Raw genomic sequence first — 22,410 nt, forward strand, 5'->3', positions numbered from 1 at the left:
TTTGAAAAGGTTGCGGTGAGCGTTAATCGAGTTGCATAATAACTAAAAGCGGCGACTGCCAAGGAGTTATAAGTATGAGTATTCAACCTCATCTGACCGTTGATGAATCGCAAGTGTCAGAGCGAGTGATTGTGTGCGGTGAGCCCGATCGCGTTAATCGTATCGCGTCCTTACTGCAAGAAGCCAAACCAGTGGCGGAAAACCGCGAGTTTCGTCTGTTTCAAGGTAAATATCGCAACCAGCCAATCACGATTTGCAGTACAGGTATAGGTGCGCCGTCGATGATCATCGCACTGGAAGAACTGGTCCAATGCGGCGCAAAGTCAATTATCCGAGTCGGCTCTGCAGGGGCGTTACAGAAAAACGTTGGCCTTGGAGATTTAATCGTTGCAGAGGGAGCGATTCGTGATGATGGCGGTTCGCTGGCTTATGTAGAACCAAGCTACCCAGCCTGCGCCGATTTTAGCCTATTACTTCAAATCGAAAATTACTTACGGACCCAAGAACGACCTTATCACTTTGGCATAATACGCTCTCATGACAGTTTTTATCACGATGACGAAGCGCAACTCCGTCAAAAATGGAGCAAAAAAGGGGCAATCGCCTCTGATATGGAAACCTCAGCCCTACTCACCGTTGGCCGTTTGCGAGGTATAAGAACAGCGTGTATTCTAAATAATGTTGTTTTATATCAACAAGATGTAAAGGAAGGTATTGGAATGTATGTTGATGCGGATAAAGTCATGATGGATGGTGAACGAATCGCAGCCAAAGCAGCATTAGAGGCCCTAACCTACATTAGGTCCTGAGCCTATGACATTGTTAATCGATCAAATAGTCGAACAACGGATCGCTAAAGCGATAGAAAATGGCGAGTTCGATGATCTGCCCAAACAGGGAGAAGCGCTAATCTTGGATGATGATAACGGAGTTCCCGAACACCTTCGGATGGGGTATCGAATCTTAAAAAATGCCGGGTATTTACCACCAGAACTTGTCGCTCGTAAAGAAGTATTGGAGCTGTGTGACTTAGTGGCACAAAGCGATCCAGAATCACAAGAAACCCGAGACGCACTCGCACATATTCGTAAGCTAGAATTGAAGATGCAAATCAAAGGCATTGATACCCGCTTTTTACATCGCTACCTAGCGCATCAACAAGAACAGAAAGCGCAGACAAAAAACAAGCAATAACAAAACGGGCTAAGATGCCCGTTTTACTTAAGTTGCGAACTCGACTTAGTACACAGGTAATTCGATGTTCTTAAATAAGTTATCAATCTTAGTTGGGTTACTGTTGGCCAACACTTCTTCCATCAATGGTTTGGTTAAATGCGGCGCAAATGATCCCAAGAAATCATACATATAGTTATGCAAAATAACGTCTTTACTAAAACAAATCCACGCTTGGCATGGCTGTAATAAGTGGTCAAGATTGATGTATTTCATGTTGGTATTGGCAATATCAGTCGCGGCCAAATTAGAAATGATACCTACACCAAAATTGAGATTCACATAACGTTTGATGACGTCAGCATCCATGGCACTCATAAAGTATTTAGGTGTGCAACCCGCTTCACGCATCGCATCATCAATACATTCACGACCCGTAGCACCCGGTTCGTAACTCAATAAAGGGTGCTCTGCGATTTGCTGAATCGTTGGCTTATCAATTTTCGCCAGTGGATGATCTTTATGCACCACAGCTCCCATGCGCCATAAGTAGGCAGGAAGAACAATTAAGTCAGTATCCGGTGCCACAATTTGCGCCACGATAGAGAAATCAGTATGACCTTTGCTGATGCCACCACGAGTGTCCGAAGGAACAGTCGGATATAAATTGAAATTGACACTTGGATAACGTTTTGTAAAGGTTGCTACACTCTTAGGAAGTAAGTAACTCGCAATGGTGTGCGTGGTGTAGATGTTGAACGTTCCCTTGCCCGGATCAACATACTCTGCCGCAATGGCTTTGATCTTCTCTTCAAGAAGCAGCATTTTCTCTACTTCTTCAAAAATCTTTTCGCCAATATCAGTGATGCGCTGTAAATGTTTACCGTGACGTTCAAAAACACGTACGCCAAGCTCTTGTTCGAAAAGCAAAATTTGCTTACTAACACCTGGCTGAGTGGTATATAAAGATTCAGAGGCCGAGGATATGTTAAGGTTATTATCTTTAACTGCTTTCAGATATTTTAACTGCTGTAACTTCACGTTCTACGATTCCTCTTTTATCTATTCTTTCCGATGAGTATAGATGTCTATTCAGCACATGAATCCATGAGCGACTTACTCACGCAATGTCACCCATAATAGAGCTTGTAGTCGAGTAAATCCATGACAGACTGAAATTAATCAAGCTGTTAGTGCATTCTATAAGCAACCGATAACTTATGAGAATAATAAATCCCAAAAACTCATTTTAAAATCAGTACTGGCAAATAACCCTAATCAGCAAGGGTACAATTTACCTGTAATTATCCGAATAGAAAACGATTATTATCAAAAGTTATTAAATATAGCCGATAGGTTGAAAGGGAATGACCATTCCTTGCGTAATTGTGCCTGACTTAGCTTGATGATGATGCTTTGAATTCTGCATCTTGAGCGTATTGGGGGATAAACCCAAATTCCAGATACAAAAAGGCCCATGATATTCATGGGCCTTTCACTTTTAATTATGCGTCTTGGCTGTGCTGACGGCGACCATGGCCACGCTCACCACGGAAGTTACCGCGATCATCACCACTACGGTTACGGTCAAAACGACGTTCACCACGGTAGTTACCACGGCCATTGTTATCACCGTTACCACCGTTACCACGGAAGTTACCTTCACTGCTGAAACGACGACCGCCATCACGACGACCACCGTCACGACGACCACCATCGCGGCGACCACCATCACGACGACCACGAGGCTCGCGGAAATCAGTGAAGTCACATACAACTGCGTCAACTTCTTTTTGGCGAATACGTAGTTTACGTAGTTTGTTAGTCACATCGTTAGACATGGTTTTTGGCAACTGTACAAAAGTATGACCTTGAGCCAGTTTGATTGCACCAATAGAACCTTTAGTTAGGCCTAGTTCGTTTGCTAGTGCACCAACAATGTCTTTCACTTGTACGCCTTGCTCACGGCCAACTTGTAACTGATAAGTTTCCCAATCTGCGTTGTTGTTACCGAAATCACGACCGTTTTCACGACCGTTTTCACGACGTTCACGACGACGATTCTTATCACGTTCAATCGCTTCTATCATTGGGTCTTCACCAACGTAGAACAATGGACGTTTACCTTGTTGGCGTTTTAGCAGAATAGCGGCAAGAGTTGTTGCGTCAATTTCTAGAGAACCTTGAATTTTCTCTACAAGTTCAGCAAATTTATCTAGAGCTTTGTGTTCTTTTTCTGCTTCCAAATCGCTCGCAAGCTTAGTCAAACGAGACTCTGCTACTTTATCGCGGTGTGGTAACTGGATTTCTTCCATAGAAGAGTGAGTTACGCGCTCAATAGTGCGTAGCATGCGGATTTGGTTAGTACGAACCAATAGGATCGCCTTACCTTTACGTCCAGCACGACCAGTACGACCAATACGGTGGATGTAAGATTCTACGTCAAATGGAATATCGTAGTTAAATACGTGTGTAATACGTGGCACATCAAGACCACGTGCTACTACGTCAGTTGCTACTAGAATGTCGATAACACCTTGTTTGATGTGATCAACAGTACGTTCACGTAGAGACTGAGGAATATCACCGTGAAGTGCAGCTGCTTTAAAGCCACGTGCACTTAACCAATCAGCAAGACGTTCAGTATCTTGACGAGTACGAACGAATACGATTGACGCATCAGTTTCTTCAGTTTCTAGAAGACGAGACATTGCTTCGTCTTTTTCAACACCTTTCACTACCCAGAATTGCTGTTCTACTTTAGAAACAGTTTGGTTAGAACCTGCAACGTCGATACGAGCTGGATCACGTAGGTAACGGTCAACAATGTTTTTAACCATTGGAGGCATAGTTGCAGAGAACAACACGCGTTGTGCTGTTGCTGGAGCCTGCTCCATGATCCAAGTAACATCGTCAACAAAGCCCATTTTTAACATTTCGTCAGCTTCGTCCAATACGAAGGTATGACATTCGTCTAGATGGAGACGCTCACGAGTAATCAAGTCTTTAACACGACCTGGAGTACCAACAACAATATGGGCACCAGATTTCAGGGCGCGCATCTGATCAACGATCGATGCACCACCGTAAATTTCAAGAACTTTAAGGCCAGAGATCTTTTGACCAAGATTCTTAATCTCAGCAGCAACCTGAATAGCCAACTCACGAGTTGGAGCCATAACGATTGCTTGAGGTTTACGTTGAGATAGTTCTAACTTGCTCAGCAGTGGAAGAGAAAACGCTGCTGTTTTACCTGTACCGGTTTGCGCTTTACCAAGCGCATCACGTCCTTCTAACAGAACAGGGATAGACGCTGCTTGAATTGGTGTTGGTTGCACAAAGCCCATTTCATCGAGGGCTGATAGAATTGCACTGTTAAGTGCTAAGTCACTAAATTGAATGACAGTATCTTGCATGGGATTCCCATAATAATAAAAAAAACCAAGGTCCCATGAGCTTTACCATTTCCAACCAATCCAAAAATTTGCTGATTCCGTTCAGATGCGGATAAGTATTAAAACGCATCAAGCCACTTGGGACATAACTTAGGGAAGCGGATTATTCCTTAAATACATAAAAAAAGCTAGGAAAAATTGAAATTCATCACAATTTTTTCTTACGTATGATAAAACTCTGACTTAAACGAGTTCAGAGCCCTTGTTCTACTTGGCTAGTACATTATGTTTAGCCAACTCAAGCCACACCCCAATTTATCCAATCTTTAAGTAGCATTAACCGTCATTTCACCTATCCGATACTGTGTTCGGAATGTATCGAAACATGTAGAACAAACCGTTCGCACAAGAACACAAAACCAGAAAAACCCCCATAAATTCAATGGGCTTTACTGTTTCTCTTGCAAATAAAACTGCACGGCACTCTACTTGAGATTGTCAGATCGCATTTTAGCCTATTCTTGCGCAATTAGATATGGATCACTAAATTTCTTTTTATACTTAATCACTGAGGGCTTTGTGTTTTCAAAGAATGTAAAGTTTGATTTTTAACCATTAGAAGTTCATTCAAATACTAAAGCTTACTTTTTAAACATTTTTAACGACGCCAACTTAATAAGCACCTAATAATTATCTATTTTTACAAAAATAATTCTCACCGAATTAAAAAGTAAAGCCAAATCCAAGTTGTCCATGCTAGATATTCAAGCATGCGAAATTAAGATTTTATTCAGTTAGATAACAGAGTTTAGATAAGCTGTCAGTAGCGGAATGAGACCGCAACACCAACCCCTTTCGACTCAATATAAGGAACGATGGCTAATTCTGTAACAGACCAACCTTGTTGAGAGACTAGGTACTGGATTCCCGTCCCAAGCGCAAATCCTGCAGCCACATCTCGCCAATAATGTCTATCGGCATCAATGCGAGAATAGCCAACGACCCCAGCGGCAATAAATGCTGGGATACCATATTGATAACCATAACGAAACTGTAAATAGGCAGCACCTTGCGCTGCACTCGACGTATGTGCTGAAGGGAAACTATGATCGGTTCCATCGGGGCGAGTGGCATCAACGGTACTTTTTAGTATATGTGTCGACAAAGCCGTCCAAATAGCACCTTCTCCTAATTCGAGCAGTCCCTCTCCATCGAGATGGTAAAGAGAAATGGCACCAGCGACTAAAGGAATACCATATTGCCCTACATCCCCTACTTTCTCTAACTTCTCACTTTTGGCCATGGCTGAAACTGAAAAAGACAAAACAAAAATAGCAGTACTAATCTGAATAATAGACAAAAACTTCAAATTGGCTCTCACTCTTCACAATACGTTACGACGTTGCATTCCCTAGCTTGAATAGATGGCATTATGGTATTTCGGCTCTGAAGGCGAATTACTTTTATTTTATGCCACCTTTTGCACTTTGCCTGACCGAACATAACTTATGTAATCAAGGTCGATAAATCTAAGTCGCTGTACACAAATAAACATTCATTTCCGAGAGCTCAGTACTGTTTAAGTATACGGGACACTCACCCTCAATAAGCCTGTATGACTGATCAAGGAGGACACGCACCTTTATTCAATTCACATTTTGATTTACACCATGCATAACATCTCCAGTGATTCTTTGAAGTCTCTCCAGTAATCACTAACGCACTCTTTTGCTCATTTCACTAAATGGCCACGCTAAACCTTTCTATTTTTCCCGAGGCTACAATTCATGACTACCGCTCGCTCACAGCTAATTTGCCCCGACATCACGCCTTATTATCACTGCGTGTCTCGCTGTGTGCGTCGCTCCTATCTATGCGGTGTTGATAACCTCACTGGAAAATCTTATGAGCATCGTAGAGATTGGATTGAGCAACGAATTCTTAGTCTTGCCGATGTTTATCTGATTCAAATCTGCTCCTATGCCGTAATGAGTAATCATTACCATCTCGTTGTTTGTATTGATAAAGAGAGCGCTTTAGCCCTTTCAGACTTAGAAGTAGTTGAACGCTGGAACGCGGAGCACCAACTGCCACCGATTATTCAACGTTGGTTAGCAGGGGATATTCAATCTGAGTCGGAAAAAGACGCGTGCAATCAATTCATTAGCGAGTGGCGAGAACGACTTTATTCCCTCAGTTGGTTTATGAGAGAGCTTAATTACAACATTGCCGTTCAAGCTAATAAAGAAGATCAATGTACTGGGCGCTTTTGGGAAGGTCGATTCAAATCACAAGCACTGCTCGATGAAAAAGCCTTGCTGGCAGCCATGGCGTATGTCGACTTAAATCCAGTTCGAGCCAAAATGGTCGATACACCAGAAAAATCTGACTTCACCTCAATTAAAGCGAGACTAACGAGTTTAGAGAAAGGAGAAACCACTACACCATCACTCGCGAATTTCATGGGCTATGAGCATCATGATAAAGCGCAAGGTATCCCTTTTCAGCTCAGTGACTACCTTGAGTTAGTGGATTGGATTGGCCGACAAATAAGGCCAGATAAGCCTGGCTATATCCATGATTCACAGCCCAATATACTTACAAGACTCTCGTTAACCCAAACTGACTGTTTAACACTGTGTACTGACCTAGAGAAAAAACCACGTGTTTGGGTTGGAACCACAGCACGTTTACACCACGCCAAAACTGTTCTGAACAAGAAAAGAATGGTCGCATTGCACATTGCTTAAATTCCCTCCGTATATATACCAAAATATATACCAAAATGACCTCAAGATGCAGACTTCAGAGCTTCATCAACGAGCACAGGTCAAGCTCAATGACGGAAGGAATGGTCATTCCCTTTCAACGTCATTGGGCGCAGAAATGGGCTTGTTGATGAGCTCCCAACGGGCGAGTTGTATTCGCTCCTATGCTGCGTTACCGATTTTCTACGTAGAATCACTAGGTATTCAAATCGGTGCCTTGCCTATGAGCGAATGCTTTCTCGCTGAAACCGCATCTTGAGGTTACTTGGGTATAAACTAAGCCAACTTTTACCTATACCTTTATTCCGATTCAATGACAGTAATGAGAATGCCATTTTTGCAGAATCTTTCGTCTCTTAGTCAGTTCGAACCCAATTAACCCACCAATTAGCGCTCCTCTCTCCATAAGGTGAATCACTAAAATCATTTAAGCTGTGTGTCCTTGTTAGTTCTTTGTTTCCAAAGATGAGTGTCCTCGTTAGTTCTCTTCGTTAGTTAGACTTCGCGATATACATTGATGCCATTACCTAGTACCATTGACACCAGACTCAGCGTGCTTTGGTCAACATTGCCACTCGTTTGTAGTGTAACCAGCGCAAATGGCATTATTGATATTTCTTACTCGGTTATCGTAAGGAAGTCAGGATAGCTTTATGTCCGAAGCGTGATGTATGCCAAGAGTGAACACTCAACGCTCACGAAATTGCTCTGCATGATGCAGTTCGTACTGGCGTTCATACTTCATAACAAGGGTATAAATACCAACAATTAAGAGTAAATAATGTTTCAAGACAACCCATTACTTGCCCAGCTTAAACAGCAGATTCAGGAAAACCTACCGAAAAAGGAAGGTTCTATTAAAGCCACAGATAAAGGTTTTGGCTTTTTAGAAGTAGACAGCAAAACTAGCTTTTTCATTCCGCCTCCATACATGAAAAAATGCCTACATGGTGACAAAGTGGTTGCTATTATTCGCACCGAAAATGAACGTGAAGTGGCAGAACCTCAAGAACTATTAGAGCCATCCTTAACTCGTTTTATCGGCCGTATAAAATTATTCAAGGGCAAGTTAAACGTTGTACCTGATCACCCTCAATTGAAAAAGCAGTCATTGAAAGCTCGTACTGCTAAGGGACTGAATCCGGAAGAATTTAAAGAGGGCGATTGGGTTGTTGCTCACTTAACACGCCATCCGCTTAAAGGTGACAATGGCTTTTTTGTTGAGATTTCTAAGAAAATTACCGACGCTGACGACAAAATCGCGCCTTGGTGGGTAACACTGGCCGAAAATGACCTGCCTAATTCAGAACCAGATGGCATTGATAACTGGGAGTTGAAAGACGACTCAGATTTAGTTCGCGAAGACCTAACGGCGGTTCCTTTCGTAACAATTGATGGTGAATCAACCAAAGACATGGATGATGCACTATATGCGAAGAAAAATGCTGACGGTAGCTTTAGCTTAACCATCGCAATTGCGGATCCAACAGCCTACATCACGCCTGAAGACTTTATGGATAAAGTAGCTCGTGAACGTGGATTCACTATCTACCTACCAGGTCGTAACATCCCAATGCTGCCACGTGATCTCGCTGATGAGCTATGTTCACTCATGGAAGGCGAAGTTCGCCCGGCACTATGCTGCAGCGTGACGGTTGATGCAAACGGTGTAATCGGCGAAGATATTCGCTTCTTTGCTGCTAACATGCAGTCACATGCCCGCTTAGTTTATGACCACGTTTCAGACTGGTTAGAAAACGGGTCAAGTGACCAGTGGACTCCGAGCGATGAAATTGCTCAAGTGGTTCGTGATCTTTGTGATTTTTCTAAAGCACGTGCCAACTGGCGTGAAACTCATGCTGTTGTATTCCCAGACCGTCCAGATTACCGCTTTGAATTAAGTGAAGATAACGACGTTGTTGCTATCCATGCTGACATGCGCCGCACCGCGAACCGCTTAGTGGAAGAATCAATGATTACTGCCAATATCTGTGCAGGTAAAGCATTGCGCCAAGCCTTCCAAACAGGCGTATTCAACACTCACGCTGGCTTCAAACCAGAAAAAATGGCGGAAGTGATTGAATTAATGGTAGCCAACGATGCGCCAGTAACAACAGAAGAAGAACTCAACACTGTAGAAGGCTTTGCTACGTTACGTCGCTGGTTGGGTCAACAAGAAACACCTTACCTCGATAACCGTATTCGTAAATACCAAAGCTACAGCGAGATTGGTAACCAACCACTACCACACTTTGCTATGGGTCTGGATGTGTACGCTACATGGACATCACCTATTCGTAAATACGGTGATATGATCAACCACCGCATGCTTAAAGCGATGATTCTGGATAAAGAACCAGTACAAACTCCAGATGAAACCGTTGGTGAAGAACTCGCATTACACCGCAAACACCACAAAATCGCGGAGCGTAATGTTGGCGATTGGTTATACGCCCGCACCTTGGCGGAAGAGCCAGCAAAAGCGACACTCTTTACTGGCGAAATCTTCGATATCAACCGTGCTGGTATGCGCGTACGTGTTTTAGAAAATGGCGCAATGGCCTTTATTCCTGGAGCACTGATTGTCGATAGCAAAGAGCGCATCGAATGTAACGGCGACAACGGTACAATTTCTATTGATAAAGAGATGGTTTACCAATTAGGTGACACACTTGAAATCGTGTTGACGGAAGTAAACCAAGAAAACCGCAGCATCGTTGCCAAACCAACGCAAGTGTTTGCAGCACCACAGAAAGCAGAAGCACCTGCAGTGGAAGCGACGGAACCACAGGCTAAAGACGCTTAATTAAGCTTTATATCGAACTTAATTAAGCTCTATATCGAATATAAAAAGGCATTCGTTAGAATGCCTTTTTTGTTTTTATGCCGTTAATAATTTGCTCATAGCTGTTATGTCATTAGAGTGCTAGCATCGGTTTCAAAAATACGCTTTTACTCACTACTGCCAAAACACCGATTTGGGGTCTTTTTCTACCTCTCGCACCATGGCTGTTAAATCAGAGCTTTTCGATAAATAAGGATAAGGTAACCACTTACCCTCACCTTCTTCATCAGCAGGGACGTATAGAGCCCACTGGCAAATATCGTCCTCCCAAACTAACTTGGCGACAGCACTAATATACTCACAACGAGAGGAATCCAATTTACAATGGTGCTGTAGGAAATGTACTCCCTGCTCGATTGATTCAAAGCTTGATTTTCCCATATCGACAGGCAAATTCTGATTACGGTTTTGACAAATCAGCTCCGCTCGCCTTTCAATCTGACGTTGCAACATGTTCACGACCGTCATGACGAAACCTCATATGCGCTCAATAACTTATAAAGCAGTATCGTCGGATTAAATCCAATATTCAACGACCTCTGTTGCAAATGAGTATAAACGATTTAACGAAAACCCACCCAATTTCACAACAATCTGTCATCTTGACCTATAGTAACATTGATAGGAAATAACCGTTCCTGTTGTGATTGGACTGACCAGACCTCATTAATTAAGCCTAGTATCCTGCATTTGAGGTGACTGGAATACATAGTTTTCACATATATGTCATTTTAACGAAATATACTATTGATTCTTAGCTAATCCCATTTTGGAGTATTTTATGTTGCGAGTGATTCTTGCTGCACTTATTACTTGTTCTACCCTCGCATTTTCTGCGCACGCAGATGAAATCAACGTTTCAGGTTCAACGTCAGTCGCTCGTGTGATGGACGTTCTTGCTGAACACTATAACAATCAACAAAAACAAACCTTTATTGCTGTTCATGGCACAGATTCAACCTCTGGAATCATGCTTCTCAAAAAAGGCATTTCTGATATTGCCATGAGCTCTCGCTATCTAACTGAAGGTGAGAAAGATGATAATTTAACCATCAACACTTTAGCGCTTGATGGTATTGCCGTCGTTATTAACATCAATAACCCGGTGAAGGCGTTAACACGAAAACAGTTATTTGATATTTATAAAGGTACGCTGACCAATTGGAAAGAGGTCGGGGGGCAAGATAAACAGATTGCTGTGGTGACACGTGAAGCCTCATCAGGTAGCCGCTATAGTTTTGAAACTCTGCTTGGCTTAACTCGAGTATTCAAAGACAAATTAGTATCAACCATGACACCCAATGCCCTCGTTGCAAACAGCAATGGGATGGTGAAAACACTGGTCAGTCATAATCCACAAGCTATCGGCTTTATTTCTTACGGCTCGGTAGACATGTCGGTAAACTCATTGCTCATTGATAATGTTAAAGCCACCAGCGACACTATCGCCGACCGTCAATACCCGTTAACTCGACCTTTTTTGATTTTGCACTATCCTGAAAAAAATTCCGCTAGCGTAAAAGCGTTTCTCGCTTATCTTAAATCGCTTGAAGCCCAAAAAATAATACAAGATTATGGCTACGTGCCAATGACCCAAAAATAATACTTTTAGACAAAAAAATAGGAGGGCCTTGGCTCTCCTATTTTTTATCAAACATATTGTAATTAAAAGTGAAGTTGAATAACGGACATCACAATACAGCCAGGACGTCTCACGCCTTCGATTTCTACTTTTATTTCGCGCTCAATCTCCAAACCTTTCTTTATCGGCGTCACTTTTGAAAGCGTACTAACCGCTCTCACCTGACTACCTGATTTTACTGGGTATGGGAATCGCACTGAATTCAATCCAATATTCACCACCATTTTAGCGGTAGGAAATAGGGAATGCTCAGGGTCTACACTATCCGTCAATTTTGGCAACAATGCCAAAGTTAAAAAACCATGCGCGATGGTTGTCTTAAAAGGAGACTGCTCCGCTGCCTTTTCAGGGTTAGTGTGGATCCACTGCATATCTTCCGTGACTTTGCCGAACTGATTGATACGTTCCTGATCAACCATTATCCAATCGCCAGTATGAATAACCTCACCAATCTTCGGCAGTAACTCTTCATACACTGCCTGAGCTGCCGGCGATAAAACGATCGGCTCTGGTGCGGCCACTTCTTCATTTGCTGGTTGATTAAATTCCTTCATCCAAGCAAATATTTGGCGGTTATTGGCTTTGTTCAAGAACTCCCCCCAGTACTCTCGTACTGCCGGAGACATCCATTGCTTGAATTCAGTGTGCTTCACTAGATTTTCAGCACGATGCTTCAAAAGATCCGCGACTTTCATCAAAACCTCATTCTCTACTAAGAAGAAATGCTAACACGTTAATTTTGAAGTACTTCACGCTACGAATCAAATACTTTCGGGCGTACAAGCGTATTCTGAACAGTGTTTTCTATATACTTTTCATAGACTTATCAATAAAACATTATTTTATTAGCCTAACGTCAATTAGAGTAATTGCACGCATATCTTTGCGTTATATTAGCTTTTGATAAAATTTGCGTAAGAATAGTGTCAAATCTGGAAGTGGTCACAATAGCAGCAAACGATTCATTTATACCTATTTTATGCTTTACAAACGATCCAAGCCCCCCTAATATGACCGCCACACGGAGAGATGGCTGAGTGGTTGAAAGCACCGGTCTTGAAAACCGGCATACGTTAATAGCGTATCTAGGGTTCAAATCCCTATCTCTCCGCCACATTTTGAAAAGCCCGCTGATCATTCAGCGGGCTTTTTTTCATTTTTGCTCATTTATGCTTGAAGCTAACGAATGGGATCATCGCTATCTTGCTTGTACATCACCCAGTGTTTGGCTTTAGCAGGCTCATCCATTCCCTCTTCCATTGAGGCATCGTAACAACAGGTTTTATTGCGGCCGTGTTTTTTAGCATGATACAGAGCTTGGTCTGCACGGGTTATCAAATGGTGCACCTCTAGATCACCCACACCGATTTCCGCTAGGCCGATACTAATTGTAAGCAACACCTCAAAGTTTGGAAATGAGCACGTCGTATGAGCGATACACTTGCGTAACTTCTCACTCACCGAAACTGCATTACCAATATCCGTATCTCGCAAGAGCACTAAAAATTCATCTCCGCCCAGCCGACCTATACAATCTCTGGACCGCAATTCCCTTTGTGCAATATTAGCAACATGTCGAATAACACGGTCGCCAGCAGGATGTCCGAACGTGTCATTAATGCGCTTGAATTTATCGATATCAAAGATCAATAAAGTAAAAATACGACCAAACTCTTGAAACTCTTTGATAGCAGAATCTATACGTTCAACAATAGTACGACGATTAGCGATGGAAGTGAGTTCATCAATCTCTGAAAGCACTTTCAAACGCTGTTCGATCAAACGTTGCTCGGTGATATTTTTTGCCGTCCACAGCACAGTGCGTTCATTATTAATGATAAGTGGAAGCGGTTTTATTGTTCCTTCGAACCAAATTTCATCGGTACCTGGTAATCCAGGATAACTATCACCCATTTCTTCTCTGGAGAATTGATAGATGACTTTCTGGGTACACTGCTCTTGTAGTGTTCTTTGAATATATGACAAGTAAATCTTCGCAAGTCTTTGCGGAAAAACATCATTAATTGTCTTACCGACATTAGCCTTGCTGTCTTCGATACGGCTATTTTCTTGACCACCAAAAGCATTCACATATCGGCCTGTTTCAGATAAAACGAAAACATGTTCTGACAGCGCATTTAGCAAAATATCAAATTCGTTGTAATCGCTCATTTTTCTAGCCTATATTTAAACTGTATCTAGTGAAATTATCCAATCACTTCATACATGTCATAACCTATAACAGGTTACGTTAAACATTATAAAACTTAAATACCAAGAATTGGGGATAGATAATTATAAAAATGTCAATACATACGATTAAATAAAAATAACTTACTCATACAATCACTAATCAATTTAAAATCAATAAGATAATGATTTAATCTCGATATAATCTAAACACACCCTATTTTCAACGTCCCCAAAGAGTCAGTATCTATTAATAGCGAAACAATATCTGTGAGCAATCACTCTATTTAACAACTTATTAACTACGTAAAGATAACAAGAAAAGTGAATATGTATTTAATAAAAGCAAGAGTTAACACAATATGTCAGCTATTTTTACAGCAATATGTATACACAGATCATAAATAGTAACTCGCTCAACCCCACCATAAAGCCACCATCCTATACCAAGTATGGTACTGATAATGCCTTTTGATACGAACGAGGCTTAACATCAAGTAAAGAAGAACTATTATCACTGGCATTATGAATTTATGCTTCGTATTGAGTGATTTTTGATAACCCCAAGACTATATATTTATTCAAGAGGAGAATTAAATTTATTGTTATAAAAAATACGGCATACATCGATTATTCACTATTTATCTGAATCCATAAAATTTATGTTCACAATTCATAACAGCATTTTCATTTGGCTATCATGTCAGATAATTTTACAATATAACTAACATATATTTAGTCATCTCAACCATATAAATACGCCCAAATCACAATAAATAAAAGTCTTAGTGAATTTATATTGATGATAGGATTCAAGAAAAATCAGTCCGCCCCATAAACCCATTATCACTGGCTATCAATCACCTGGTCACAATATATACCCAAGTAATTTTAAAAAGCTGTTTCAGTAGGAATGCATTCGCTCTTAGACAAGGCATTGATTTTCTACATAGTTATTCTACGTAAAATACCGGTAATGCCGCTAGGAGCGAATACCCTATTTATTTATAGCTGAGTTCTGAGGCTTTTCCTTTAAAGATTCGATACACAATAAAGGTATAAATCAGAATCATAGGCATCACGACCATCACACCAAACCCTGTTATCAACAAAGTTTCTGGAGCACTTGCAGCCTGTTGCGCAGTAAACTTCCCCGGAACCACTTCAGGAAAGAAACTGTATGCTAAACCAAAAAAACTTAAGGCAAATAGAGTAATAACCCCAGTAAACGGCAAATGCGCACCAAAATCTTCGCGCGTTGGCACTCGAACTAAATACCGATCGATAGCCAATACTAAGCCAATCACAATGACAGGCACCGGAGCTAACATCAGTACTGCCGGAAACTGAAACCAACGTTCCGCGACATGAGTGCTTACCAGAGGGTTAGCAATACTGACCGCCATAATGCCAAACAAAGCAACATACCCGGCTTTACGCGACCAGCGCGCTGCTTTTACTTGAAGTTGGCCTTCTGTTTTTAATACTAACCACGTGCCGCCAATGTAGATGTACGCAGCAGTGACACAAAGTGCACTTAATATTGCGAAAGCATAAGCAGCTGCGCCATCGGCAAATCCCAATACATAACGTCCCATCATGTAGCCTTGCGTGCTGGCTGCGATAAACGAACCCAATTTAAAACAGTTATCCCAGCTGTCCTTGTGATCTGCTTTCGCTTTTGCTCTAAAGTCAAACGACACGCCTCGCATAATTAAGCCGATTAACATCAAGGTGGTAGGAAAATACAGTTCAGTAAAAATTAGGCTATGGGCAGCAGGAAAAGCAATCAACAAAATGCCTACCGCCAATACCAGCCATGTTTCGTTGGCATCCCAAAAGGGCCCAATTGAAGCAATCATTCGGTCTCGTTGTGGTTCACTGTGCATCGGCAGTAACATTCCTATACCGAGATCATAGCCATCAAGCACGGCATACATAAATACCGTAAAGCCAAGCAACAATAAGTAGATTTCGGGTAAATAATGCATCATGCCTGTTTCTCCTGTGGGACAATTGCAAGTTTTGCCTCTTCAGATACGCCCTTGCGTGCGAGATAGAAGATGGTGCGTAAATAGGCATACAATAATGCGACATAGGTAACGAGATAGAGCGCTAACGACAAAGCAACCGAAGATCCAGCAACGGGCGTGACGGCGTCAGCGGTTCTTAGCACCCCTGTGACTAACCAGGGTTGACGCCCTACTTCGGTAACATACCAGCCAGCAAGAGTGGCAACCCAGCCAGAAAAGGTCATCACGACAAAGGTTTTAAGTACCAAAGGCGACAGGTAACCTGTACGATGAACTCGCCAAGCGCCAAACCAACTCATCAGTAACATCAGCACACCGACGCCAACCATAATCCGAAAACCAAAAAACAGTGGCTTAACTGGTGGATGGTCCGGTGCAAATTCATTTAACCCTTGCAACTCACCATTGATATCATGAGTCAAAATTAGGCTAGCTAAGTTGGGTATTTCAATCGCCCAATCATTCGTTCTTTTCTCTTCATTTGGTAGAGCAAAAACCAGCAGTGGCGCGCCCTTCTCGGTTTCCCACACGCCTTCCATTGCCGCAATTTTCGCAGGTTGATGCTCCAAGGTGTTGAGGCCATGCAAGTCACCAACGAACATTTGCAACGGCGCTAGAACAGCAGCGGCTGTTACAGCCACTTTGAACGCCCGTTTCGCTGGACTAAAAGCCTTGTCCTTAAGTAATTGGTATGCAGACACACCAGCGGTAACAAAACACGCAGTTAAAGCAGAAGCCAGCAACATATGGGCAAATCGATATGGCAATGATGGGTTAAATATCACCTCATACCAACTGACCACATGCACGACGCCGTCAATTAACTGATGCCCTTGCGGAGTGTGCATCCAACTGTTGAGAACCAGTATCCAGAATGCCGAGATGGTCGTCCCCACCGCCACCAGCACTGTGGCAAGGGTATGTAGCCATTCAGGAACTCGTCCCCGACCAAATAACATCACACCAAGGAAAGTAGCTTCCATGAAAAAGGCAGTCATCACTTCATAACCCAGTAAAGGCCCAGCTACATTACCGACTTTTTCCATAAACCCAGGCCAATTGGTTCCAAACTGAAAACTCATGGTAATACCGGACACCACACCTAACGCAAAAGTCAGTGCAAACACCTTTACCCAAAAGTAATAAACTGTCAGCCACAGAGAATCGCCTGTACGATTAAAGCGCCATTTGTAAAATACCAGCAACCACCCAAGCGCTATCGTCAAAGTGGGAAATAGAATGTGGAAGCTGATGTTGGCGGCAAATTGAATACGCGACAGGATCAGAGTTTCTAACATAAGAGCATCCTCGTTTAATTCACTCAGGCTTACTAAGTTTTCTATTGATTTCTACGTAAATAGCGCCGTAATGATCATCAATAAAACACTCCAGCCCATACCAGTAATGCACTGATAACGGGCGACAGTGTAACGAGGGTAATTATGTTTTTCTGACACAAAATGTGTGCACATATTGCAAACTATGACTTCGGAAATAACCTGTTTTTCATAAGGTTAAAAAGTCTATAACGCTCATGGGAAAATCATGATAGGCCCATATTGATACAAGCTATCGTATTTTATGCACCTGCTTTTATTGCTTTTCTCAGTACAAAATCGCCATTAAGAAGACCGAAAGCCCTAGCCCAATAATATTTAAGTGCGATAGCAAATACCGTTGCAACTGCGAAAGTAATCATCGCCACTACGATATCGGTTTGCCACGAATGAGGTAACACCCACTCTTTTAGAATCCACATCCAGATAGGATGGCTCGTATAAATTAGCAGTGAATAATCACGACCTATGTCAGCGATCACATTATTGTTCATTTGTGATTTCACCCCAATAAGCATCAGTGCGATACAAAATGGAATCACAAAGATAGGAAACTGGCGCAGGATGATCGAACGAGTATCGTCACCTTGCAACAAATACGGTAAACCGTAAATGCCGATAAGACTGATGGTCAACACCGTATAAACCACTGGCATCTGAATTTTGTTTCGATCCATACCACTCACTACATAACCAATAAACAGGCATGGTAATGAAATAAAATGGCGGAACCAGTTTTCGTTTTGCGTCAGATCAGGAAACAGATCCACCGCAAAATAGGCGCACACAATCCCGGCAGAAACTGCCCACATAGTGCGCATCGAAACGCGTTGAATCAATAACTTAAAAGTTACCAAACCAAACATAAGCGAAGAAAGATACCAAAGATGAAATGACATACCGGAGATAATCACGGTATCAGACATCACACGCTCGCTGATTTTATCCGCGCTGAAATCATGTTTGATGTAGATGTATGGCAGATACATAAGTGACGAAATCAGAAATATCTTACCGATTTTCAATGCTTGACCACCGAGACGGTCTTCTAGCCCTTTAGAACCGATAAAAAAGCCAGTCACCATAAAGAAAAACGGCACCGCCCAGCGACCAGACAACCGGATGATCTCGCCATAAAAATGGTTAAATTCTTTAAATAGCCCCACATGCAATGTAATTACAAAAAAGGCGGCTATCGCTTTCATAACGTCGAGTGTGTAAAGCCGCATACATCACCTGTTTGATTGAAATCTATTGGTGTAAAGCGCCCTGCACTTTACGCTGATACTCAGTTTATCGAATCACAGAATCCGCCTCTACTCGCTACAAGATAGCACCACGATAACTTATGCTTTTGGTAAAAAGCTTGACCTTTCTCCTACGCTCTCTTGACGCCATTTTTGCCCTCACGCCCAATCCAAGAACAAATTCTGTACATCGTTGACTTAACTTGCACAAAGATAACTTAAGTTGGGGTTGGCAAAATTTAAGTAAAATTATTCAGCTATCATCTGGCTAATCACAAGGTAAAAAATAAGGGCAGTCCATCCTCATGATGGTCTGCCCTATTGTTATGGATATTGGAAGGTAATCTTGTCTAAGATTAGCCAAAGGTCAGTGGGTCGGGGCCCATCCGGCGGCCTTGATCCAGTTGTGCGATTTGCGCCATTTCTTGGTTACTGAGCTCAAAGTCAAAGACCTGAAAGTTACTCTCAATACGCGATGGAGTGACGGACTTTGGAATCGCCACATTACCCAGTTGCATGTGCCAACGAATAATAATTTGCGCTGGAGTTTTACCATGTACACTCGCAATAGCGCCAATGACTGCATCATTAAGCACTTCGCCCTGCCCCAATGGACTCCAGGCTTGAGTGACAATATGGTGCTCATGATGAAAAGCTCGTAACTCGGCTTGTTGTAAATAAGGGTGCAGCTCAATTTGGTTAATCACGGGCGCAACGTTCGTCTCATCAATCAAGCGTTGCAAATGATCAGCATTGAAGTTAGAGACGCCAATTGAACGTACTTTACCCGCTTTTTGGGCATCGATAAAAGCACGCCAAGTATCGACAAAGCGATCCTGCTTTGGTGTTGGCCAATGGATCAATAACAGATCAACATAGTCTAACTGCAATCTATCTAAACTGGCGTTTAACGCGGCAGTTGCCTCTTCATAACCTTGCGCATCATTCCATACTTTTGTGGTGACAAAAATATCATTACGCACCACTCCCGACTGCTTAATACCTTGTCCTACACCTTCTTCGTTTTGATAAATCGCGGCGGTATCTATATGGCGATAGCCAGATTTTAGAGCATGACACACCGACGCAGCCGCTTGCTCTTGTGTCGCCTGCCATACCCCTAGGCCAATTTGCGGAATCGAATTACCGTCAGAAAATTTGGTGAGTGTTTGTGTCTGAGTCATAACATCGTTTCCTTTGTCATTAATATGAAATAGTACTTTCTCTTATTTGTGCCAACCGTCTTCATTGCATGGTCAGAGAATCGTTGTGATTAAAGTTAACTAATTGAAAATCAATTATTACTAAAAGAGGTAACTGAGATCTAGTGATCCCAGCGCTTAACTAAATGTTCAGGTTCCCGGCCCATACGCCACCGCTGATAAAAAATGGACAACATCATTAACGCGATGCCAAAAAGCGCTAAGGCACAGCCAATCCACCCCGTCGATGTCCATCCCCAACCATACGCGATGGACCAACCGCCAAGGCTCGCACCAATAGCATTAGATAGATTAAATGCACTGTGATTCAATGCCGCTGCTAACGTTTGCGCTTGACCTGCGACATCCATTAACCTTACCTGAAGTGCAGGCACTAATGCAAAACCACACCCAATCATAAACAGCGCAACCAGTGCGACAAGTTTATTTGATGCGCCGAAAGCAAACAGTGCTAAACTGAACACATTCCACGCCATAATAATAAAAATGGCTTGAATAAGGTTACGATCAGCCATGCGTCCGCCAAACACATTGCCAAACACCATCCCCATTCCCCATAAAGCAAGCACCAGAGGAACGTCGCTTAGCTCAAATCCTGAAACTTGCGTTAACGTCGGTGTGATATAGCTATAGACAGAAAACATTCCACCGAACCCAATCGCAGCCGTCACCAAGGTTAACCATAAAAGCGGACGTTTTAGCCCAGAGAGTTCACTTTTGACTGTGGCATTATTATTTGCAGCGAGTGCCGGAATACAGAAGGTCAGCATTACTATTGTAATAATGCCACCAAGGGTGAGCGCGCCAAATGCCGCTCGCCACCCTAAGTGCTGTCCAATCCAAGTGGCAGCAGGCACACCAAGTACATTGGCCACAGCAAGGCCCGCCATTACATACCCTGCTGCTTGTGCTTTCTTGTTTTCATCCACCAGCGACGCAGCAACTAAACAAGCAACACCATAATAGGCACCATGTGGCAATCCGCCAATGAACCTAGCCACTAACAAAGAGGCATGATTCCACGCTAACGCACTCATGGCATAACCCACCGCAAAGATAAGCAGTAAAACATTTAACAAAGTTTTACGGGGCCAGCGTGCCGCTGTGATGGCAAGGAGCGGCGCGCCCACCATAACACCTATTGCATAGGCACTAATGTAAGCCCCCGCAGCGGGTACCGAGATACTCATCGCGTTTGCCAAATCGGGAAGTAAGCTCATCGAAACAAACTCCCCCGTTCCTATAAAAAACCCACCCATTCCTAACGAAATAAAAGCAGCCCATAAACCATGCGGCGGCACTGGTCGCGCTGCATTGGACAAATTAACCATAATGAGGTTCTCAATAATAAATTTTGACAGGAAATGATGAAAGGCAGTGATTAAGGGATATATTTCTTAAATTCATCCACATAATCTGGATGCCATCGCGATAAGGCAGGCCGCCCCAAAATCATGTCGTCTGCGCTCCACTGCATTCGACGTTGATCAAGCTCTTTGGTCACTTCATTATCTTCACAAAAAATATAGAACTCCCGCCGACTTAACCCTTCGAGTAAACGTTCTACCACCTGATCTACACTCCAAGGCGCTGCGGGCTTGGCTGACAACTCACTATCGCGATCTGAGAAATCCACCTTTGGAAAATTCATTGGGGTGAATGTGTAACCGGGTATCAATAAATGAGCAGAAATCTGCCCCGCTTGCTTCTCACGAAGTTCATGTGCTAATTGTTCCGTTAACACTTTAATGGCGGCTTTAGAAACCGAATAAGCCGCATTTCCTGGCGGTGTGGTAATGCCCTCTTTGGAACCGAGATTAATGACAGCAGCAGGTCTATTTTGCTCAATCAACCGAGGCACTAACATGGCTTGCAATTCCAGTACCGCCCAAAAGTTAACATCCATAATATGACGCCATTGCTGTGTATCATGCCAAGGTCCCGCCCCTCGGCTCACGTTGTTTCCCAATATGCCAGCGTTATTGACCAAAAGCGCGAGTTCTCCCAACTCATCAACTGCATCACTGATCGCGCGACGTCCTTGCAGACTGGCAACATCAGCACATATTGCTTGTAACTGGATGTCTGGATAATGTCGCATTAAATACTGTTTCGCCTGTTCTAGCGTCGCTTTGTTATTGTCCAATATGATGAGATTCATCCCTTCTTTCGCTAAACGGTCGGCAATAGCAAACCCAATGCCAACACTAGCTCCGGTAATGACTGCACTCGCTCCATGACGTATTGCTGGATGATTCATTGATCGCTCCTTGTTGTGGGATAAAAACGTGACTGCGTTGCAAAATAGAATGCCACCACTTCCGGCTTATTTATCCGTGAGGTAATGACATTTATCTTCATCGTTGACTCAGTCTCTATGATACGAAGATCGACTCTCGCTATCTTGCGCCTTTTTTTTAAGGCCCATTGAATTGAATTCAACCTTACTAAAAGACGTATTCCCCCTTTCGCTTAAAATAAGATAACTAACTAAAATTTATAATAATTAACCACACACAGTTAGGTTAATCATTGGGCAAAACATCCTAATCAAACG

General features: G+C 42.7%; 18 protein-coding genes and 1 tRNA gene. 7 read left to right on the forward strand and 12 right to left on the reverse strand.

Features of this window, described 5'->3' with window-relative positions; all coding sequences use genetic code 11:
• Positions 1 to 74 precede the first annotated feature (74 nt).
• On the forward strand, positions 75 to 809 hold the full coding sequence (locus tag JCM16456_RS20235) for a nucleoside phosphorylase (protein ID WP_068717884.1): 735 nt from the start codon (positions 75 to 77) through the stop codon (positions 807 to 809).
• Positions 810 to 813: 4 nt separating this feature from the next.
• Entirely contained in the window at positions 814 to 1,194 is a 381-nt protein-coding gene (locus JCM16456_RS20240; RefSeq protein WP_068717885.1) for a DnaJ family domain-containing protein, read from the forward strand.
• A 45-nt stretch (positions 1,195 to 1,239) separates the two neighbouring features.
• Here the strand turns inward: JCM16456_RS20240 and JCM16456_RS20245 are convergent, their stop codons facing one another.
• The 3 genes from JCM16456_RS20245 to JCM16456_RS20255 all read right to left on the reverse strand — a co-directional run bounded on the left by JCM16456_RS20245 (position 1,240) and on the right by JCM16456_RS20255 (position 5,871).
• Positions 1,240 to 2,214, reverse strand: a complete 975-nt coding sequence (locus tag JCM16456_RS20245) for a LysR substrate-binding domain-containing protein (RefSeq protein ID WP_068717886.1) — start codon at positions 2,212 to 2,214, stop codon at positions 1,240 to 1,242.
• A 464-nt stretch (positions 2,215 to 2,678) separates the two neighbouring features.
• The gene (locus JCM16456_RS20250) at positions 2,679 to 4,589 is read right to left on the reverse strand and encodes a DEAD/DEAH box helicase (RefSeq protein WP_068717888.1); all 1,911 of its coding nucleotides are present in this window, start codon (positions 4,587 to 4,589) and stop codon (positions 2,679 to 2,681) included.
• Positions 4,590 to 5,388: 799 nt separating this feature from the next.
• A complete protein-coding gene (locus JCM16456_RS20255) occupies positions 5,389 to 5,871 on the reverse strand; it encodes a phosphatase PAP2 family protein (protein WP_082712446.1) in 483 nt (160 codons plus the stop codon).
• A gap of 484 nt (positions 5,872 to 6,355) precedes the next feature.
• Here JCM16456_RS20255 and JCM16456_RS20260 point away from each other — a divergent pair, with 484 nt between their 5' ends.
• From JCM16456_RS20260 to rnb, 3 genes are all read left to right on the forward strand, one after another.
• Positions 6,356 to 7,318 (forward strand): transposase, encoded by a 963-nt coding sequence (locus JCM16456_RS20260; RefSeq protein WP_068717890.1) that lies wholly within the window; start codon positions 6,356 to 6,358, stop codon positions 7,316 to 7,318.
• Between the two features lie 46 nt (positions 7,319 to 7,364).
• Positions 7,365 to 7,595 carry a hypothetical protein gene (locus JCM16456_RS23890; RefSeq protein WP_156430608.1) on the forward strand — a complete coding sequence of 77 codons (231 nt, stop codon included), beginning with the start codon at positions 7,365 to 7,367 and terminating at the stop codon, positions 7,593 to 7,595.
• A gap of 522 nt (positions 7,596 to 8,117) precedes the next feature.
• Complete coding sequence (gene rnb, locus JCM16456_RS20265) at positions 8,118 to 10,142, forward strand: exoribonuclease II (RefSeq protein ID WP_068717891.1); 2,025 nt, start codon at positions 8,118 to 8,120, stop codon at positions 10,140 to 10,142.
• A 153-nt stretch (positions 10,143 to 10,295) separates the two neighbouring features.
• On the opposite strand, the gene JCM16456_RS20270 is transcribed toward rnb, so the two are convergent.
• Positions 10,296 to 10,649, reverse strand: coding sequence for a DUF3024 domain-containing protein (locus JCM16456_RS20270; protein WP_068717894.1), 354 nt, complete (start codon positions 10,647 to 10,649; stop codon positions 10,296 to 10,298).
• A 313-nt stretch (positions 10,650 to 10,962) separates the two neighbouring features.
• Between JCM16456_RS20270 and JCM16456_RS20275 the strand changes: the two genes are divergently transcribed.
• Complete coding sequence (locus JCM16456_RS20275) at positions 10,963 to 11,784, forward strand: phosphate ABC transporter substrate-binding protein (RefSeq protein ID WP_068717896.1); 822 nt, start codon at positions 10,963 to 10,965, stop codon at positions 11,782 to 11,784.
• A gap of 62 nt (positions 11,785 to 11,846) precedes the next feature.
• On the opposite strand, the gene JCM16456_RS20280 is transcribed toward JCM16456_RS20275, so the two are convergent.
• A complete protein-coding gene (locus JCM16456_RS20280; protein ID WP_068717900.1) occupies positions 11,847 to 12,518 on the reverse strand; it encodes a MaoC family dehydratase in 672 nt (223 codons plus the stop codon).
• Positions 12,519 to 12,846: 328 nt separating this feature from the next.
• Between JCM16456_RS20280 and JCM16456_RS20285 the strand changes: the two genes are divergently transcribed.
• Positions 12,847 to 12,937: transfer RNA gene (locus tag JCM16456_RS20285), tRNA-Ser, on the forward strand.
• Positions 12,938 to 13,002: 65 nt separating this feature from the next.
• Here JCM16456_RS20285 and JCM16456_RS20290 read toward each other — a convergent pair.
• The 7 genes from JCM16456_RS20290 to JCM16456_RS20320 all read right to left on the reverse strand — a co-directional run bounded on the left by JCM16456_RS20290 (position 13,003) and on the right by JCM16456_RS20320 (position 22,113).
• The gene (locus JCM16456_RS20290; RefSeq protein WP_068717902.1) at positions 13,003 to 13,995 is read right to left on the reverse strand and encodes a sensor domain-containing diguanylate cyclase; all 993 of its coding nucleotides are present in this window, start codon (positions 13,993 to 13,995) and stop codon (positions 13,003 to 13,005) included.
• A gap of 1,019 nt (positions 13,996 to 15,014) precedes the next feature.
• Positions 15,015 to 16,007 carry a cytochrome d ubiquinol oxidase subunit II gene (locus tag JCM16456_RS20295; RefSeq protein ID WP_068717904.1) on the reverse strand — a complete coding sequence of 331 codons (993 nt, stop codon included), beginning with the start codon at positions 16,005 to 16,007 and terminating at the stop codon, positions 15,015 to 15,017.
• Complete coding sequence (locus JCM16456_RS20300) at positions 16,004 to 17,344, reverse strand: cytochrome ubiquinol oxidase subunit I (RefSeq protein ID WP_068717906.1); 1,341 nt, start codon at positions 17,342 to 17,344, stop codon at positions 16,004 to 16,006. Before JCM16456_RS20300 ends, JCM16456_RS20295 begins: the two co-directional genes overlap by 4 nt.
• 281 nt (positions 17,345 to 17,625) lie before the next feature.
• Complete coding sequence (locus JCM16456_RS20305) at positions 17,626 to 18,612, reverse strand: acyltransferase family protein (RefSeq protein WP_068717909.1); 987 nt, start codon at positions 18,610 to 18,612, stop codon at positions 17,626 to 17,628.
• 374 nt (positions 18,613 to 18,986) lie between these two features.
• Positions 18,987 to 19,814, reverse strand: a complete 828-nt coding sequence (locus JCM16456_RS20310) for an aldo/keto reductase (protein WP_068717911.1) — start codon at positions 19,812 to 19,814, stop codon at positions 18,987 to 18,989.
• 140 nt (positions 19,815 to 19,954) lie between these two features.
• Positions 19,955 to 21,184 carry an MFS transporter gene (locus JCM16456_RS20315; RefSeq protein ID WP_082712396.1) on the reverse strand — a complete coding sequence of 410 codons (1,230 nt, stop codon included), beginning with the start codon at positions 21,182 to 21,184 and terminating at the stop codon, positions 19,955 to 19,957.
• A gap of 50 nt (positions 21,185 to 21,234) precedes the next feature.
• Positions 21,235 to 22,113 (reverse strand): SDR family NAD(P)-dependent oxidoreductase, encoded by an 879-nt coding sequence (locus tag JCM16456_RS20320; RefSeq protein WP_068717916.1) that lies wholly within the window; start codon positions 22,111 to 22,113, stop codon positions 21,235 to 21,237.
• Positions 22,114 to 22,410 lie beyond the last annotated feature (297 nt).

This window comes from Vibrio tritonius (assembly GCF_001547935.1).
Lineage (GTDB): Bacteria > Pseudomonadota > Gammaproteobacteria > Enterobacterales > Vibrionaceae > Vibrio > Vibrio tritonius.

What these genes read in the sequence shown, in the direction of transcription:
- JCM16456_RS20235 (WP_068717884.1), top strand. Translation starts at nt 75, where the DNA reads ATGAGTATTCAACCTCATCTGACCGTTGATGAATCGCAAGTGTCAGAG.
- JCM16456_RS20240 (WP_068717885.1), top strand. Translation starts at nt 814, where the DNA reads ATGACATTGTTAATCGATCAAATAGTCGAACAACGGATCGCTAAAGCG.
- JCM16456_RS20250 (WP_068717888.1), bottom strand. Translation starts at nt 4,589, where the DNA reads ATGCAAGATACTGTCATTCAATTTAGTGACTTAGCACTTAACAGTGCA.
- JCM16456_RS20255 (WP_082712446.1), bottom strand. Translation starts at nt 5,871, where the DNA reads ATGGCCAAAAGTGAGAAGTTAGAGAAAGTAGGGGATGTAGGGCAATAT.
- JCM16456_RS20260 (WP_068717890.1), top strand. Translation starts at nt 6,356, where the DNA reads ATGACTACCGCTCGCTCACAGCTAATTTGCCCCGACATCACGCCTTAT.
- JCM16456_RS23890 (WP_156430608.1), top strand. Translation starts at nt 7,365, where the DNA reads ATGCAGACTTCAGAGCTTCATCAACGAGCACAGGTCAAGCTCAATGAC.
- rnb (WP_068717891.1), top strand. Translation starts at nt 8,118, where the DNA reads ATGTTTCAAGACAACCCATTACTTGCCCAGCTTAAACAGCAGATTCAG.
- JCM16456_RS20270 (WP_068717894.1), bottom strand. Translation starts at nt 10,649, where the DNA reads ATGACGGTCGTGAACATGTTGCAACGTCAGATTGAAAGGCGAGCGGAG.
- JCM16456_RS20275 (WP_068717896.1), top strand. Translation starts at nt 10,963, where the DNA reads ATGTTGCGAGTGATTCTTGCTGCACTTATTACTTGTTCTACCCTCGCA.
- JCM16456_RS20280 (WP_068717900.1), bottom strand. Translation starts at nt 12,518, where the DNA reads ATGAAAGTCGCGGATCTTTTGAAGCATCGTGCTGAAAATCTAGTGAAG.
- JCM16456_RS20290 (WP_068717902.1), bottom strand. Translation starts at nt 13,995, where the DNA reads ATGAGCGATTACAACGAATTTGATATTTTGCTAAATGCGCTGTCAGAA.
- JCM16456_RS20295 (WP_068717904.1), bottom strand. Translation starts at nt 16,007, where the DNA reads ATGATGCATTATTTACCCGAAATCTACTTATTGTTGCTTGGCTTTACG.
- JCM16456_RS20300 (WP_068717906.1), bottom strand. Translation starts at nt 17,344, where the DNA reads ATGTTAGAAACTCTGATCCTGTCGCGTATTCAATTTGCCGCCAACATC.
- JCM16456_RS20305 (WP_068717909.1), bottom strand. Translation starts at nt 18,612, where the DNA reads ATGCGGCTTTACACACTCGACGTTATGAAAGCGATAGCCGCCTTTTTT.
- JCM16456_RS20310 (WP_068717911.1), bottom strand. Translation starts at nt 19,814, where the DNA reads ATGACTCAGACACAAACACTCACCAAATTTTCTGACGGTAATTCGATT.
- JCM16456_RS20315 (WP_082712396.1), bottom strand. Translation starts at nt 21,184, where the DNA reads ATGGTTAATTTGTCCAATGCAGCGCGACCAGTGCCGCCGCATGGTTTA.
- JCM16456_RS20320 (WP_068717916.1), bottom strand. Translation starts at nt 22,113, where the DNA reads ATGAATCATCCAGCAATACGTCATGGAGCGAGTGCAGTCATTACCGGA.